This window comes from Streptomyces sp. NPDC054863 (assembly GCF_053610825.1).
In genome coordinates, this window is the sequence record NZ_JBSGZD010000203.1 from 1 (window position 1) to 14397 (window position 14397).

A 14397-nucleotide genomic window follows, 5' to 3' on the forward strand; every position below is an offset into this window, starting at 1 on the left:
GGGCGGCTCAGTCCGTGCTGACCGTGGCGTCCGTGCTGCCCGCGCCGTCCGCTTCCGCCGCGGCACCTTCGATGCCGTCGGCGTCCTCGGCCGCCTCCTCCCGCACCGGCAGCTCCGCGGCCAGCGCGGCAGCGGCCTGCACCAGCGGAAGCGCCAGCAATGCCCCAGTTCCTTCCCCCACAGTGACGCCCTGGTCGATCAGAGGGTTGAGCGCCATCCGGTCCAGCGCCTTCGCCTGCGCGGGCTCACCGCTCGCGTGCCCCGCCAGCCACCAGTCCGGCGCCCGGAACGCGGCCCGCTGCGCCACCAGCGCGCACGCCGCCGACACCACGCCGTCCAGGATCACGGGCGTACGGCGCACCGCGCACTGGAGCAGGAATCCGGTCATCGCCGCGACGTCCGCCCCGCCCACGGTGGCGAGGAGCTCCAACTGGTCGCCGAGCACCGGCCTGGCCCGCCGCAGCGAGTCCCGCACCGCCGCGCACTTGCGCATCCACGCCAGGTCGTCGATGTGGGCGCCGCCGCGCCCGGTGACCACCGAGGCGTCCGTGCCGCACAGCGCGGCGACGAGTGTGGCCGCGACGGTCGTACCGCCGACGCTCAGATCCCCGAGCACCACGAGATCGGTCCCGGAGTCGGCCTCCTCGTCGGCGATCGCCATGCCCAGCCGTACGGCGGTCTCGGCCTCCTCCGCGGTCAGCGCGTCCTCGACGTCGATGCGTCCCGAACCGCGCCGCACCCGGTGGCGCACGACCTCCTCGGGCAGCAGCGCGGGGTCGCAGTCGACGCCGGCGTCGACGATCCGCACCTGCACCCCGAGCCGCCGCGCCAGCACGGCCACGGGGCTTGCGCCGTCGAGCACCGCCCGCACCAGCCGGTGCGCGGAACCCGCCTCGCGCACGGACACGTCGAGACCGGCCACCCCGTGGTCACCGGCGAACAGCACCACCTTCGCCCGCTCCACGGGCCTGACCGGGACGGCCCCCTGGGCGGCGGCCAGCCACTCGCCCAGCTCGTCGAGCCTGCCCAGCGTGCCGGGTGCCACCGCGAGGCGCTCCCGGCGGTCCTCGGCGTCACGCCGGACGCCGCTGTCGGGGCGTTCGATCAGGTCGGAGAAGTCGTCGAGATTCAGCGCGCTCATTCGCCGAACAGTACCGGCCGTACGGCGTAATCCTGAGCCCTCCCAGCGGGTCCTTCCCCCAGCGGTCCCCTCAGCGCAGCACCAGCGCCTGTCCCGCCACCACCAGCAGCACCTGCTCGCACTCCGCCGCGAACGTCGTGTTCAGCCGCCCCAGTTCGTCACGGAACCGCCGGCCGCTCGCCGTCGCCGGAACGACCCCCGAGCCCACCTCGTTGCTCACCGCGACGACCGTCCGCCGGGTCTCCCGAACCGCCCGCACCAGCTCCCCGGTCCGCTCCCGCAGCGCGTGGCGCCCGTCCGCCGCCCACTTCTCGTCGTCCCACGCCCCGACCCGGTCCATCGCGTCCGTCAGCCACAGGGCCAGGCAGTCGATCAGCAACGGCGGCCCGTCCTGCTCCAGCAGCCCCGCCAGCTCGCACGTCTCCTCGGTGCGCCAGCTGCCGGGACGCCGCTCCCGGTGCAGCCCGATCCGCTCGGCCCACTCCCGGTCGCCGTCCCGCCGCCCGCCGGTCGCGACGTACACGACCCCAGGAAAGCCCTCCAGCCGCCGCTCGGCCTCCACCGACTTCCCCGACCTGGCCCCGCCCAGCACGAGGGTGCGCCCGGGCACGTCGGGCACCTCCTGGTACTCGCCGACCACGAGCGTCGTCCCGTCCGGCACGGCCCTGGCCCCGAGCGCGGCCAGCCGCCGGCCGGCCTCCGCGGGCGTCGGCACGTCGTGATCCAGGTGTACGGCGACCACGTCCGTCGTCCCGGTGACCGCACCCCAGCCGCGCAGCTTGGCCAGTGCGTCCGGCCGCCCGATGACGTCCATCACCACCAGGTCGTACGGGCGCACCCCGCCCTCGCCCGCGGGCGAGCCGCCCCGCGGCAGGTACAGCAGCCGGCCGCCCTCCGCCGACGTCACCTCGTATCCCGTACCGGGGGAGTCCATCGGCACGGCCCGCACCCGGTGCCCGCTGATCAGCGTCAACTCCTGTCCGTCCGGCACCCGCCCGGCCCGCGGCAGTCCCGGCGGCAGTTCGACGGGCGGCCCGTCGTGCGGATGCGTGAGCAGGACCTGCCGTACGCCCCCGAGCGACTGCCCCGCCCGGGCGGCGGCCAGCGCCGCTCCCGGCGTCAGGTCGAGCAGCAGCGCCCCGTCCACCAGCAGCGAGGTCGCGCCGCGCGCGTGCGCGGCCCTGGCGGTGGCGCAGGTCGCGCAGGGGCAGTCGGGGCGGGGCAGTCCTGCGGGTGCGGCCGTGCCGAGGAGAGTGAGTTCCACAGGTCGATCCTCCCGCGTCCTTGTGCGTGCTGCGCGCCCGGTTACGCTGCGGGCAGCATCGAGACGATCCGGGAGGCGTACATGGCGTGGACGTGGCGATTCGAGACGGCAGGCGGGACCGAGGTCCAACCGGCGGTGGAACCGGAGGAGTTCACCACGCAGGGCGACGCGGAGTCCTGGCTCGGCGAGGTCTGGAAGGACCTGCTGGAGGGCGGGGCGGCGCAGGTGATCCTGTCGGAGGACGGGACGAAGGTGTACGGCCCGATGAGTCTGAACGCGGAGGGGTAGACCTCGCGGGGGCGGCCGGGGGCGCGGAGCTCCGCGTGGGGCCGCCCCCTGTGCCCGAGAGGACGGCATTCAGGGGCGCGGGGAACTGCGCGACCAGCCACGACGCACCCGCACCACGACCACCGGCCTGGCCGGCCCGGCCCGCCTCACCCCGCCCCTACATCTCCCCGAGTGTCACCTCCACCTCCTTCTTCACCCCGTCCCGCTGATAGGCGACCTTCACCTTCGCCCCCGGCTTCGAAGAAGCCAGCGCTTCGCTCAGCGACGTGATCGTCGTCAACGGCTGCCCGCCGAAGCCGACCAGAATGTCCCCCGCTTCGATCCCCGCCTTCGCCGCGGCCCCGCCCTTCTGGACCGATGCCACCGCCACCCCCGCGGGCTGGAAGTCGTCGTCCAGGACCGTCCGCCCGGACACCCCCAGCGCCGCCCGGCCCGAGTCCGTGACCTTGCCGTCCTTGACGATCTGGTCCGCGACCGTCCGCACCATCGACGCCGGGATCGCGAACCCGATGCCCGGCGCCGCCGAGCCCCCGAGCTGCGGATCCGTCGCCGCGAGCGTCGGGATGCCGATGACCCGGCCGTCCAGGTCGACCAGTGCGCCCCCGCTGTTGCCGGGGTTGATCGCGGCGGACGTCTGCACCATGTTCCCGATGGTGGCGCCGGTCCCGCCGCCCTGCCGGGGTTCGCTGACCGTGCGGCCGACCGCCGACACGATGCCCTGGGTGACACTGCTGGACAGCCCCAGCGGGCTGCCCATGGCGAGGACGATCTGCCCGACCTCCACCTTCGCCGAGTCCCCGAAGCGGGCCGCCTTCAGCCCGTCCGGCACCTTCTCCAGCTTGATGACGGCCAGGTCCTGTTCCGGATAGGCCGCCACCAGTTTCGCCGTCATCGGGTCACCGCCCCTGGTGGCGACGGTGACCTTGAACTCCTTCTCGTCGCCCACCACATGGGCGTTGGTGACGACGTGGCCCTTGTCGTCGTACACGACCCCGGACCCGAGCCCGCTCCGCGCGTCGATCTGGACGACCGACGGCAGGACGTCCTTGATCACCCGCTGGTAGTCCTCCTCCAGCTCCCGCGTGCCGGAAGCACGCGAGGGGGAGGCGGACGCGGAAGTAGCAGCAGGAGCGGGGGCCGCATCCTTCGGCGCCGGATCCGAACACCCCGCCAGCACCACGGAGCAGACGCCCAGCCCCGCCAGCACCCGCCGGGGTACGGCGGTGCGGCGTGCGGGGGCGCGGTAAAGAGAGCGTTCGTCCATGACTGGAGTGTCCCTTCGGTCCGTACGGCACGGCCCGCCGGAAGGGGCCGATCAGGGGGTCGAAGGCGCCGCCGACTCCGCGTGCAGGAACTGCGTCGCCGCCAGCTCCCCGTACAGCGCGTCCCCCGCCACCAGCTCCGCATGCGTGCCCACGGCCCGTACCTTTCCCGCGTCCATCACCACGATCCGGTCGGCGAGCGTCACCGTGGAGAGCCGGTGCGCCACCACCAGCACCGTCGTCTCCCGTGCCGCCTCCGCGACCGCGTCGCGCAGCGCCAGCTCGTTGACCGCGTCGAGCTGCGAGGTCGCCTCGTCGAGGAGCAGCAGCCGGGGCCCCCGCAGCAGCGCCCGCGCGATCGCGACCCGCTGCCGCTCGCCGCCCGAGAGCTTGGAGCCCCGGTGCCCGACCACCGTCTCAAGACCGTCGGGCAACCGGTCCACCAGGCCGTCCAGCCGGGCCTTGACGAGTACTTCCCGTATCGCCCCGTCCGTCGCGTCCGGTGCGGCGAACACCAGGTTCTCCCGCAGGGTCCCCGCCAGCACCGGGGAGTCCTGCTCCACGTACCCGATGGCGGCGCGCAGGTCGGCGAGCGGCCAGTCCCGTACGTCGCGGCCGTCGACGAGCACCCGGCCGCCCGTCGCCTCGTAGAAGCGCTCGATCAGCCCGAAGACGGTCGTCTTCCCGGCCCCCGAAGGGCCGACGAAGGCGGTCATGCCACCGCCCGGCACGTCGAAGTCGACGCCGTGATGGACGTACGGAAGGTCGTCCCGGTAGCGGAAGGAGACGCCCTCGAAGGCGACCTGCGCGGGCCCGCCCCCCACCGGGGCGAGCGCCGCCCCCGGCTCCTCCACCTCCAGCTTCTCCGCGTCCACGATCCGGGCCACCGCCGCCGAGCCCATCTGGTACTCGGTGACCGCGTTCACCAGCTGGCTGATCGGGTCGATCAGCCAGAAGAGGTAGAGCAGGAAGGCGATCAGGGTCGCCACCGAGATGGCCCCCGAGGCGACCCGCGCCCCGCCGATCCCCAGCACCACCAGGAACGACATCTGGACCGCAAGACCGACCGAACTCCCCGCCAGGGCCTGCCACTTGGCGGAACGCACGCCGTGCCGCCAGGCCTCCTGCGCGGCGGCCTCCACCACCGCGGCCTCGCGTGCCTCGGCACCCGATGCCTTGACCGTCCGGAAGGCGCCGAAGGCACGCTCCAGCACGGTCGAGATCGCCCCGATCGCCTCCTGCGACTGCTTCGTCGCCTGCGCGATCTTCGGCATGACGAACCCGACGGCCCCGCCGATCAGCAGGATCACCCCGAGCGTGACCCCGAGCAGTACCGGGTCCAGGTACGCCATCAGCGCGATCGTCGCCAGGAAGGTCAGGCTGCCGGTCGCCGCCGAGACGATCGAACTCGTGGTGACCGCGCGCAGCAACGTCGTGTCGGAGGTGACCCGGGACATCAGGTCACCCGGCTGGGTGCGCTCCACCTCGGGCACCCGCAGCCGCAGCAGTCGGCCGATCAGATTGCGGCGGGCGACCAGGACCACCGTCTCGGCGGTGCGCTCCAGGACGTACGAACCGACGGACTGCACCGCTGTTCCGAGCACCACCAGTCCGGCGAGCATCACAAGCAGCCCGGTGATCGACCCGTCCCCACCGAGCCGCTCGACGAGCGCCTGGGCCGCGAGCGGCTGCGCGAGGCTGGACGCCGCGCCGATCAGGGTGAGCAGCGCGCCGAGCGCGACCGCCCAGCGGTGCGGACGGAAGTGCTGGTAGAGGGCGCGCCAGGTCTCGCGCGCGGGCAGTTTGGGGGTACTGACCGGGTCCCCGGTCTTTTCGGTTGTCGTGGCCACGTTAAAGAGGACGCAAAGTGGGGCCGCACGCCTGACCGCCCCGGTGAACGGATTTCACCGCTCGCCCCTCAGCCCCGTACCCCGCACAGGTGCAGCAGCGCCGCCACTCTCCGGTACGGATCCGTCCGGCCGGCCCTGTCCTCCAGGGCGATCACCTGCGCCAGCTCCTCCTCGGGGAGCGGCGGCGCCTCGTTCGGCACGTGGTCGGTGAAGACGCGCACCCCGTACCAGGCGTGCAGCGGGGCCGCGATCCCGGCCAGCGTCGCGGTCAGCGCGTCGAGCCGGTCCGCCCGCACCGCCAGCCCCAGCCGGTTGGTGTACGCGTCCGTGTCCAGCGCGCCAAGAGCGCCCGCCCAGTCCCCGGCGAGCGCGGGCCGCATGGCCAGCGCGTCCGCGTTCCGTACGAGCAGGGACAGCAGCCCGCCGGGCGCCAGCATCCGGGCCAGGCCCGCCACCAGGGCGTCCGGCTCCTGGACGTACATCAGCACCCCGTGGCACAGCACCACGTCGAAGCTGCCCGGCAGGAAGTGCACACCGGTGTCACGGCCGTCGCCCTGCAGCAGCCGGACCCGCTCGCGGATCCCGGCGGGCTCGACGGCGAGGGCCTCGCGGGCGGTCGCCAGCATGCCCGCGTCGGCCTCCAGGCCCGTCACCCTGTGCCCGGCGCGCGCGAGGCGCAGCGCCTGGGTGCCCCGGCCCATGCCGACGTCGAGTATCCGCAGCCGCTGTCCGACCGGGAAGCGGCCGGATATCTGCTCGTCGAGCTGACGGGCGACCAGTTCCTGCCCGACCCTGTTGCGCAGTCCCCCCAGACCGGCCAGCCATGCGGCGGAAGCCCCGTCGAAACCCGCCACAGGGGCGGTCGACGAGGCTTCCGGAGCGTGGGGGTTTTCCCGGCTCAGGGTCGCTCTCCGCGCTTGACCTGCGGCTTCGGCAGGCGCAGGCGGCGCATCTGGAGCGAGCGCATCAGGCCGTAGGCCACGGCGCCGCGCTTGGGCTCGTCGGGGAACCGCACGTTCAGCTGCTTCTTGATGCGGAGGAACAGGCCGATCGAGTCGAGCACGATCAGCACGATGACGATCATCCACAGCAGCAGCGAGACCGTCTGCAGGTTGCCGACCTGGATCATGCTCATCACGAGGATGACCACTGCCATCGGCAGGAAGAACTCCGCCACGCAGAAGCGCGAGTCGACGTAGTCGCGGACGAAGCGGCGCACCGGGCCCTTGTCGCGGGCGGGCAGGTAGCGCTCGTCGCCGCTGGCGAGGGCCTCCCGCTGCTTGGCGAGGTCGGCACGGCGGGCTTCCCGCTGGCGCTTCATCGCCTCCTTGCGGTTCGCCGGCACGGTCGCGGCGCTGCGGCGCTGCGACTGCGCGACGGCGCGCTTGGGGGTGGGGCGCCCCTTGGGCGCCTGCGGGTCACGGGGCTGCTTGGAGAGGTCGGCAGTCACCTTGTCGGCGGCGGCGGTCTTCTCAGCGCTGGAGTTGGCACGGCTACGGAACACAAAACCCAAGGGTACGGGGTGCGGCGCATGGACCCCAGCCTTGCGGGGAACGATCCGGCAACAGCTGCGTCCGTACGGCCCTGTCCGGTGCGTTTCCCACGGTCCCGCCCGGGCGCGTACCAGGGTCTCCTCTACTCCCTACGCCTGAGCCGGCCCGCGCACAGTCGTCCTGGAGGAGGAGCACATCGGCATCGGAACAGTGCGGTAATGGAGACAGGGCCCGTACTGTGGGGTCTGTGGAGTGGCCAGGAGCCTGAAGTCCGTCAGAAGGGGGCGCGCGAAGCCCATGAGCGGTGTCATGAAGCGTATGGGGATGATCTTCCGCGCGAAGGCGAACAAGGCCCTTGACCGGGCCGAAGACCCGCGGGAGACGCTGGATTACTCGTACCAGAAGCAGCTTGAGCTGCTTCAGAAGGTACGCAGGGGAGTCGCCGACGTGGCGACGTCGCGCAAGCGCCTCGAACTGCAGCTGAACGGGCTGCAGAGCCAGTCCTCCAAGCTGGAGGACCAGGGCCGCAAGGCGCTCGCACTGGGCCGGGAGGACCTCGCCCGCGAGGCCCTGTCCCGCCGTGCCGCGCTGCAGCAGCAGGTCTCCGACCTGGAGGTGCAGCACCAGACCCTCCAGGGCGAGGAGGAGAAGCTCACCCTCGCCGCGCAGCGCCTCCAGGCCAAGGTCGACGCCTTCCGTACGAAGAAGGAGACCATCAAGGCCACCTACACGGCGGCGCAGGCACAGACCCGGATCGCGGAGTCCTTCTCCGGCATCTCCGAGGAGATGAGCGACGTCGGCGTCGCGATCCAGCGTGCCGAGGACAAGACCGCGCAGCTGCAGGCCCGCGCGGGCGCGATCGACGAGCTGCTCGCCTCGGGCGCGCTGGACGACCAGTCCGGGCTCGCCAAGGACGACATCCAGGCCGAGCTGGACCGCCTCTCCGGCGGTACGGACGTCGAGCTGGAGCTCCAGCGCATGAAGGCGGAACTGTCCGGCGGCCCGTCCCAGCAGGCCATCGAGGGTGGCCAGCAGGATGCGGCGGGCAGCGGCCAGGGTCAGAATCAGGGTCAGTCCCACCCCAGGTTCGACAAGCAGTAGTTCGACAAGCAGGAGGAGGAGCGCCGTGATCGTACGGATCATGGGCGAGGGTCAGCTCGACCTGGCCGACAGCCACTTCGTCGAGCTCAATGCGCTCGACGACGAACTGCTGGCCGAGATGGAGAACGGCGACGGGCCGGGATTCCGGCGCACGCTGGAGGCGCTCCTGGATGCGGTGCGCACCCTGGGCGCGCCCCTCGCCGACGACTCCCTGGAGCCGTCGGAACTGATCCTCCCGGCGCCGGACTCCACGCTGGAGGAAGTCCGCGCCATGCTCTCCGACGACGGCCTCATCCCGGGCTGACCCCCGGGACGGCCCGGTCCTGCTCCCTAGCCCCCGAGCCTCCTTGGGCAGCGGGGCCGCCCCCCCGGGGGCGGGACGGGTGGGCAAGGGGGCGGCCCCCCACGCGAAGCCCCACCTCGCTCCGGCACGTGCACCGGTGCGGGCCGGCTGAGGTTGCCCGTCCCAGGGCAGGACCCCGTACCCGTACCGTAAAAAGCATGACCGCCCCCAGCCTCCGCACCGGCCTTCCCCGCACCCGGTCCTGGCTGCGTGGCCATCCCCTCGTCGTCGACGGCGCGATCGCGGCCGTCGTCCTCGCGTGCATGATCATCGGATCGTTCGCCGATCCGCACGACGGCATGCACGGCCCCTCCTTCGGCACCCGCGCCCCCGGCGTCCGCGGCATCGTGCTCATGGTGCTGGCCGCCGCCGCCCTCGTGCACCGCCGCCGTCGGCCCCTGCCCGTACTGGCCGTGACCTGCGCACTCACCGTCGTCGGGTTCGCCCTCGCGCCCATGGACCCGCCCGCGCCCGTCGCGATGAGCGCCGTCGTCGCGCTCTACACCGTCGCCGCCCGCACCGACCGGCCCACCACCTGGCGCATCGGTCTGCTCACCATGGCCGGGCTCACCGGCGCCGCGATGTGTTTCAGCGACGGCCCCTGGTACGCGCAGGAGAACCTGGGGCTGTTCGCCTGGACGGGGATCGGCGCCAGCGCGGGCGACGCGGTCCGCTCCCGCCGCGCGTTCATCGACGCGATCAGGGAGCGTGCCGAGCGGGCCGAGCGGACCCGGGAGGAGGAGGCCAGGCGCCGGGTCGCCGAGGAGCGGCTCCGTATCGCCCGGGACCTGCACGACGTCGTCGCCCACCACATCGCCCTGGTCAACGTCCAGGCGGGAGTGGCGGCGCACGTCATGGACAAGCGTCCCGACCTGGCCAAGGAGGCCCTGGCGCACGTCCGCGAGGCCAGCCGGTCCGCACTGGGCGAACTCCGCGCCACCGTCGGCCTGCTCCGCCAGTCCGGCGACCCCCAGGCCCCCACCGAGCCCGCCCCCGGCCTCGGTGTCCTGGACGGGCTCCTCGACACGTTCCGCAATGCCGGGCTCCCCGTCGAGCTGGCCCGTACCGACGGCGGACCGCTCGCCGCCTCCGTCGACCTGGCCGCGTACCGGATCATCCAGGAGGCCCTCACCAACGTCCGCAAGCACGCGGGCCCGGACGCGAAGGCCGAGGTCAGCGTCGTACGGGCCGGGGCCTCGATCGAGGTCACCGTCGTCGACGACGGTACGGAGACCCCGCCGCCCGAGGCCGACGGCGGCCACGGCCTCATCGGCATGCACGAACGCGTCGGCGCCCTCGGCGGCACCCTCTCCGCGGGCCCCCGACCAGGCGGCGGCTTCCGCGTCCATGCGATCCTGCCCGACACGGCCGGTGCGTCGACCGGCACGCACCGGGCCACCGGCACGCACACCGGTACAGCGGCCACCACCAAGGCCACGGCACAGGCCCGTCCGCAGTCCGGCCCGGGGGAGGACCACGCACCATGACCATCGAGCAGCCCCTGCCACCGCCCGCTCTCACGATGCCCCCCATCAAGGTCCTCCTCGCCGACGACCAGGCCCTCCTGCGCAGCGCCTTCCGCGTCCTCGTCGACTCCGAGCCCGACATGGAGGTTGTCGGTGAGGCCGCCGACGGCGCCCAGGCCCTCGAACTGACCCGCGCACACCGGCCGGACGTCGTCCTGATGGACATCCGCATGCCCGGCACGGACGGCCTCGCCGCGACCCGCGCGATCGGCGCCGACCCCGAACTCGCCGCCGTGCACGTCGTGATGCTGACCACCTTCGAGGTCGACGAGTACGTCGTCGAGTCGATCAGGGCGGGCGCCTCCGGCTTCCTCGGCAAGGGCGCCGAGCCCGACGAGCTCCTCAACGCCATCCGGATCGCCGCCGGCGGCGAGGCCCTGCTCTCGCCCGCCGCGACCAAGGGCCTCATCGCGACCTTCCTCAAGCAGGGCGAGCTCCCGAGCACGCCCCCGGTGGCCGACGGTGCCCGCGCGGCCCGCCTCGCCACCCTCACCGTCCGCGAGCGCGAGGTCCTCGCCCACGTCGCGGGCGGCAACTCCAACGACGAGATCGCCGAGCTCCTCGCCGTCAGCCCCCTCACCGTCAAGACGCACGTCAACCGTGCGATGGCGAAGCTCGGCGCCCGCGACCGGGCACAGCTGGTGGTTTTCGCGTACGAATCCGGCCTTGTACGCCCACGGGTGGAGTGACGGCGTACTCCCGCGTACTGCGCCTGCGGTACACCCCGGACGAGAAGGGGACCTGGGAGCGAGGAATCGACCTCTTCCGATGGCTGATCGTATGAAAGGACCCTCGCGTCCGCCTGCCCCGCACACGGACCCCCGTCCCGGGGGCCGCCTGCTTCGCTCGCCACAGATCGCCACAGAAGAGAGATCCCACCCATGTCCTGGCTGTCCAGGTTCAGCCTCGCCCAGCGGGCCTTGATCGGGCTGATATCGATCGTCGCGATCGTGTTCGGCGCGGTCGCGATTCCCCAGCTCAAGCAGCAACTGCTGCCCACGATCGAGCTTCCGATGGTGTCCGTGATCGCCCCGTACCAGGGTGCCGCTCCGGACGTGGTCGAGAAGCAGGTCGTCGAGCCGCTGGAGAACGCGCTCAAGGCCGTCGACGGCATCGAGTCCGTGACGTCCACGGCGAGCGAGGGCTCCGCCGTGATCATGGCCCAGTTCGACTACGGGGACGACGGCACCAAGCAGCTCGTCGCCGACGTCCAGCAGGCCGTGAACCGGTCCAGGGCGCAGCTCCCCAAGGACGTCGACCCGCAGGTCGTGGCCGGTTCGACCGACGACCTGCCGACCGTCACGCTCGCCGTGACCGCGAACCAGGACCAGCAGGCGCTCGCCGACCGGCTGGACCGCAGCGTCGTCCCCGTCCTGCAGAACATCGACGGCGTCAGCCAGGTCACCGTCGCCGGTGTCCAGGAGCTCCAGGTCGCGGTCACCCCGAACGACGCCGAGCTGGCCGCCGCCGGGCTCAACGCGATGACGCTCGGCCAGGCCCTCCAGCAGGCGGGCGCCACCGTCCCGGCCGGCGCCTTCGCCGAGGACGGCAAGTCCCGCACCGTGCAGGTCGGCGGGAACCTCACCTCGCTGAAGCAGATCGAGGACCTGCGGGTCAGCGGTCAGCCCACCCCGGGTCAGAGCGCGCCGCCCAGGCCCGTACGCCTGGGTGATGTGGCCACGGTCAAGGAGCAGCCCGCCGCTGCCACCTCCCTGACCCGTACCAACGGCAAGCCCAGCCTGTCGGTCTCGATCACCATGGACCAGGACGGCAGCGCCGTCGCCATCTCCGACGCGGTCAAGGACAAGCTCCCCGAGCTGCGCGCGAGCCTGGGCGCAGGCAGCGAGCTGACCACGGTCTTCGACCAGGGCCCCTCGGTCTCCAAGTCGATCTCCGGCCTCACCACCGAGGGTGCGCTCGGCCTGGCCTTCGCGGTCGTCATCATCCTGATCTTCCTGGCGTCGATCCGCTCGACGCTGGTCACCGCGATCTCCATCCCCCTGTCGGTGGTCCTCGCGCTGATCGTGCTGTGGACGAAGGACCTGTCCCTCAACGTCCTCACCCTCGGCGCGCTGACCATCGCGATCGGCCGCGTCGTCGACGACTCGATCGTCGTCCTGGAGAACATCAAGCGGCACCTCTCCTACGGCGAGGAGCGCTACGCGGCGATCACCACCGCCGTCAAGGAGGTCGCGGGCGCGGTCACCTCCTCGACACTCACCACCGTTGCCGTCTTCCTGCCGATCGGCCTCGTCGGCGGCATGGTCGGCCAGCTCTTCGGCTCGTTCTCCATCACGGTGACGGCCGCCCTGCTGGCCTCGCTGCTCGTCTCCCTCACCGTCGTCCCGGTCTTCTCGTACTGGTTCCTGCGCGCGCCGAAGGGCTCCGAGGGCGTCGCGCCCGAGGAACTGCGCCGCCGCTCCGAGGAGAAGGAGAACAAGAGCCGCCTCCAGCGGATGTACGTCCCCGTGCTCCGCTTCGCGACCAAGCGCCGCCTCGTCAGCGTGGCGATCGCCCTCGTGGTGCTCATCGGCACGTTCGCGATGGCCCCGCTGCTCAAGACCAACTTCTTCGACCAGGGCGATCAGGACACCCTCTCGCTCACGCAGAAGCTGGAGCCCGGCACCAGCCTGGACGCCACGAACGCCGCGGCCCTCAAGGTCGAGAAGGTCATCGAGTCCGTCGACACGGTGAAGGACTACCAGGTCAACGTCGGCTCCGCCGGGATGATGGCGGCCTTCGGCGGCGGCTCGGGCGCCAACCAGGCCTCGTACCAGCTCACCCTGAAGAGCGCCGAGGACACCGAGGCCGCCACCGAGGAGCTGGAGAAGAAGCTCGCCGCCCTCAAGGGCGCGGGTGACACCAAGGTGGGCGCGGGCGGCGGCTTCGGCAGCCAGGACCTGAGCGTCGTCGTCAAGGCCGCCGACGCGGACACCCTCAGCAAGGCGACGGAGCAGGTGCGTTCCGCCGTGGCCGGTCTGAAGGACGTCACCGACGTCCAGAGCGACCTCGCCCAGTCCGTGCCGCGCATCTCCGTCAAGGGCACTCCGAAGGCCGCAGAGGCGGGCCTGAGTGACGCCGCGCTCGGCGCGGTCGTCGCCCAGGCGGTCCGCGGCACCCCGTCCGGCAAGGCCACGCTGGACAGCACCGAGCGCGACATCGTCATCAGGTCCGCCAAGCCGGCGACGACCATGGACGAGCTGAAGAAGCTGCCGATCGCCCCCGGCGTCACCCTCGGCAGGATCGCCGACGTCAAGCTCGTCGAAGGCCCGGTCTCGATGACGCGCATCGACGGCGCCCGCTCGGCGACCGTCACCGCCAAGCCGGTCGGCGACAACACCGGCGCGGTCGGCACCGCACTTCAGTCGAAGATCAACGACATCAAGGCGGACCTGCCCACGGGCGCGACCGTCGAGATCGGCGGTGTCTCCTCCGACATGGAGGACACCTTCAGCAAGCTCTTCCTGGCCATGCTGGCGGCCGTCGCGATCGTCTTCATGCTGCTGGTCGCGACCTTCAGGTCACTGATCCAGCCGTTGATCCTGCTGGTCTCGATCCCGTTCGCGGCGACCGGTGCGATCGGTCTGCTGCTCGCCACCGGTACCCCGATGGGCGTCCCGGCGATGATCGGCATGCTGATGCTCATCGGCATCGTGGTCACCAACGCGATCGTGCTGATCGACCTGATCAACCAGTACCGGGCCCAGGGCATGGGCGTCGTGGAAGCCGTCGTCGAGGGCGGCCGTCACCGACTGCGCCCGATCCTCATGACGGCCCTCGCGACGATCTTCGCGCTGCTCCCGATGGCACTGGGCATCACGGGCGAGGGCGGCTTCATCTCCAAGCCGCTCGCCATCGTGGTGATCGGCGGCCTGATCACGTCGACCCTGCTGACCCTCCTGCTGGTGCCGACCCTCTACGCCGTGGTGGAGCTCCGCAAGGAGCGCCGTGCGGCGAAGAAGGCGGCCAAGCGCGGCGGGACGAAGCCGGACGCCACCGCCACGGAGGCGAAGGACGACGACCGCGAGCCCGCGACCGTCTGATCCCGCCGGTTCCGCCGGTCCCGCCGAAGCATGAGTGCTGAGGCCATGAGTGCCGAGGCATGAGTAAGGGGCGCCCTCCCTGGAGG

Annotated in this window: 12 protein-coding genes; 6 read left to right on the top strand and 6 right to left on the bottom strand. The window is 72.2% G+C overall.

The window, feature by feature from the left end:
* Nucleotides 1–7: 7 nt before the first annotated feature.
* Together cobT and ACWGIG_RS27700 are read right to left on the bottom strand one after the other, a co-directional pair.
* Entirely contained in the window at nucleotides 8–1141 is a 1134-nt protein-coding gene (gene cobT, locus ACWGIG_RS27695; RefSeq protein ID WP_453324400.1) for a nicotinate-nucleotide--dimethylbenzimidazole phosphoribosyltransferase, read from the bottom strand.
* A gap of 70 nt (nucleotides 1142–1211) precedes the next feature.
* Nucleotides 1212–2405 carry a bifunctional adenosylcobinamide kinase/adenosylcobinamide-phosphate guanylyltransferase gene (locus ACWGIG_RS27700; RefSeq protein ID WP_453324401.1) on the bottom strand — a complete coding sequence of 398 codons (1194 nt, stop codon included), beginning with the start codon at nucleotides 2403–2405 and terminating at the stop codon, nucleotides 1212–1214.
* A gap of 81 nt (nucleotides 2406–2486) precedes the next feature.
* Here ACWGIG_RS27700 and ACWGIG_RS27705 point away from each other — a divergent pair, with 81 nt between their 5' ends.
* Nucleotides 2487–2693: a hypothetical protein gene (locus ACWGIG_RS27705; protein WP_398415419.1), complete on the top strand. Its 207-nt coding sequence runs from the start codon at nucleotides 2487–2489 to the stop codon at nucleotides 2691–2693.
* Nucleotides 2694–2850: 157 nt separating this feature from the next.
* Here the strand turns inward: ACWGIG_RS27705 and ACWGIG_RS27710 are convergent, their stop codons facing one another.
* The 4 genes from ACWGIG_RS27710 to ACWGIG_RS27725 form a co-directional block, all read right to left on the bottom strand.
* Complete coding sequence (locus ACWGIG_RS27710) at nucleotides 2851–3957, bottom strand: S1C family serine protease (RefSeq protein ID WP_453324402.1); 1107 nt, start codon at nucleotides 3955–3957, stop codon at nucleotides 2851–2853.
* A gap of 51 nt (nucleotides 3958–4008) precedes the next feature.
* Nucleotides 4009–5805: an ABC transporter ATP-binding protein gene (locus tag ACWGIG_RS27715; RefSeq protein ID WP_453324403.1), complete on the bottom strand. Its 1797-nt coding sequence runs from the start codon at nucleotides 5803–5805 to the stop codon at nucleotides 4009–4011.
* 68 nt (nucleotides 5806–5873) lie between these two features.
* Nucleotides 5874–6608: a class I SAM-dependent methyltransferase gene (locus tag ACWGIG_RS27720; RefSeq protein WP_453324410.1), complete on the bottom strand. Its 735-nt coding sequence runs from the start codon at nucleotides 6606–6608 to the stop codon at nucleotides 5874–5876.
* Between the two features lie 95 nt (nucleotides 6609–6703).
* Nucleotides 6704–7309 carry a DUF3043 domain-containing protein gene (locus ACWGIG_RS27725; protein ID WP_453324404.1) on the bottom strand — a complete coding sequence of 202 codons (606 nt, stop codon included), beginning with the start codon at nucleotides 7307–7309 and terminating at the stop codon, nucleotides 6704–6706.
* A gap of 286 nt (nucleotides 7310–7595) precedes the next feature.
* Between ACWGIG_RS27725 and ACWGIG_RS27730 the strand changes: the two genes are divergently transcribed.
* From ACWGIG_RS27730 to ACWGIG_RS27750, 5 genes are all read left to right on the top strand, one after another.
* Nucleotides 7596–8399, top strand: a complete 804-nt coding sequence (locus tag ACWGIG_RS27730) for a PspA/IM30 family protein (RefSeq protein ID WP_453324405.1) — start codon at nucleotides 7596–7598, stop codon at nucleotides 8397–8399.
* A gap of 25 nt (nucleotides 8400–8424) precedes the next feature.
* On the top strand, nucleotides 8425–8703 hold the full coding sequence (pspAA, locus tag ACWGIG_RS27735) for a PspA-associated protein PspAA (RefSeq protein WP_453324406.1): 279 nt from the start codon (nucleotides 8425–8427) through the stop codon (nucleotides 8701–8703).
* Nucleotides 8704–8900: 197 nt separating this feature from the next.
* Nucleotides 8901–10229, top strand: a complete 1329-nt coding sequence (locus ACWGIG_RS27740; RefSeq protein WP_453324407.1) for a histidine kinase — start codon at nucleotides 8901–8903, stop codon at nucleotides 10227–10229.
* Nucleotides 10226–10957 (top strand): response regulator, encoded by a 732-nt coding sequence (locus ACWGIG_RS27745; RefSeq protein ID WP_453324408.1) that lies wholly within the window; start codon nucleotides 10226–10228, stop codon nucleotides 10955–10957. The genes ACWGIG_RS27740 and ACWGIG_RS27745 overlap by 4 nt, the downstream gene beginning before the upstream one ends.
* Before the next feature lie 192 nt (nucleotides 10958–11149).
* The gene (locus ACWGIG_RS27750) at nucleotides 11150–14311 is read left to right on the top strand and encodes an efflux RND transporter permease subunit (protein WP_453324409.1); all 3162 of its coding nucleotides are present in this window, start codon (nucleotides 11150–11152) and stop codon (nucleotides 14309–14311) included.
* The last annotated feature ends 86 nt before the right edge of the window (nucleotides 14312–14397 follow it).